Origin of the sequence: Bacillus sp. C30, assembly GCF_040838255.1 — a bacterium.
In the GTDB taxonomy this organism is placed as follows: Bacteria; Bacillota; Bacilli; order Bacillales; family Bacillaceae_G; genus Bacillus_A; species Bacillus_A mycoides.
In genome coordinates, this window is the sequence record NZ_JBFPJH010000521.1 from 1 (window position 1) to 1,743 (window position 1,743).

General features: G+C 35.7%; 1 protein-coding gene and 1 riboswitch. The gene reads left to right on the plus strand.

Annotation, left to right across the window (positions count from 1 at the left end; translation table 11 throughout):
- Positions 1-47: 47 nt before the first annotated feature.
- Positions 48-234: riboswitch (Lysine riboswitch) on the plus strand.
- Between the two features lie 201 nt (positions 235-435).
- Positions 436-1,665: an aspartate kinase gene (locus AB3X49_RS22455; protein WP_002064751.1), complete on the plus strand. Its 1,230-nt coding sequence runs from the start codon at positions 436-438 to the stop codon at positions 1,663-1,665.
- The last annotated feature ends 78 nt before the right edge of the window (positions 1,666-1,743 follow it).

Consider the following 1,743-nt stretch of genomic DNA (forward strand, 5'->3'; position numbering starts at 1 on the left):
AAACAAATGTTACCAACAACTTCATAAATCATACACTCTCGCCTAAAACGTGAGATAGAGGTTGCAACGCTTATAAGTATTCTAAAGGAGACACAGAGATGTCTATGATTTTAGAGGAAAGGAAGTGTTGCCGAAATTGATAAATTTCTCTGCATTTATCAATTGGGGCTGTTTTCGAATAGAAACAGAACTGTCATATGTACAGACGTGTACGTATGAAGAGCTATCTACAAAAAAGAGATATCATTTTTATGATATTCCTTTTTTGGCGGTTTTTTTATTAGCTCCGTTTTCTGTTTCCCTTTTCCTGTAACAGCACCATCCTCACTTATTTGAGATGGTGTTTTTTGTTTTTCTCTCTGGTAACTACAGGAATATTGGGATTTGTATATGTCCTAACCTATTCTTAAAAATGGACGAAAGAAGGAATTCGTAATGGAAACGATTGTACAAAAATTTGGCGGTACTTCTGTCGGAAGCGTCGAACGCATTCAACATGTAGCAAATTTAATTATTGAAGAATATGAACGAGGACATAGTATTGTCTCTGTCGTTTCAGCAATGGGAAAAAGTACGGATAAACTTGTAGCACTTGCTAACGCTATTACTGAAAATCCAAGTAAACGTGAAATGGATATGCTCCTATCTACAGGAGAACAAGTAACCATTTCATTATTAACAATGGCACTACAAACAAAAGGTTATAACGCAATTTCATTAACAGGATGGCAAGCTGGTATTACGACAGAATCTGTACATAGTAGTGCACGGATTACTGACATTAACACTACTCGTATTCAGTCTCACCTTACTGAAGGCACGATTGTTATAGTAGCTGGTTTCCAAGGAATAAGTGAAGAAAATGAAATTACCACACTTGGTCGCGGTGGCTCCGATACGACTGCTGTCGCATTAGCTGCTGCACTAAAAGCAAAAAAATGTGATATTTATACGGATGTGACCGGCGTATATACGACTGATCCACGAGTTGTACAAGATGCTTATAAATTAGATGAAATTTCTTATGACGAAATGTTAGAACTTGCCAACCTCGGTGCTGGCGTATTACACCCACGCGCTGTTGAGTTTGCTAAAAATCATAATGTAATTTTAGAAGTTCGCTCAAGTATGGAACAAGAAAATGGAACAATTGTAAGGGGAGAATGTAACATGGAACAACAATCAATCGTTAAAGGTATTGCATTTGAGGATAATATTACACGCGTCACAATTAAAGGATTAGAACAAGGTGCACTTTCAACAGTTTTCTCTACATTAGCAGCAGCACATATTAATGTAGATATTATTATTCAAAGTATTACAAATGAAGGAACTGTTCACCTCTCCTTCTCGATCCATTCTAATGATTTAAGAGAAACATTAGAAGTATTGGAACAAAATCAAGAAGCACTTCACTATGAATCTGTAGAACATGAAAATCATTTAGCAAAAGTATCAATTGTAGGATCTGGTATGGTATCTAACCCAGGAGTTGCTGCGAATATGTTCACTACTTTAAAAGAAGAAGATATTCATATTAAAATGGTAAGTACATCAGAAATTAAAGTATCTGTCGTTATTGACCGTCTTCATTTAGTAACGGGTGTTGAAGCACTTCATCAATCATTTATGGCGAAAATTGAGCCTTTAGTGCAAATGAGCTAATTTCCGCCGGTAAAACTTACAATAAATTATATTAATCTATTTCCTTCCTATATAAATAGAAAGCTGTTTGCATAGTGG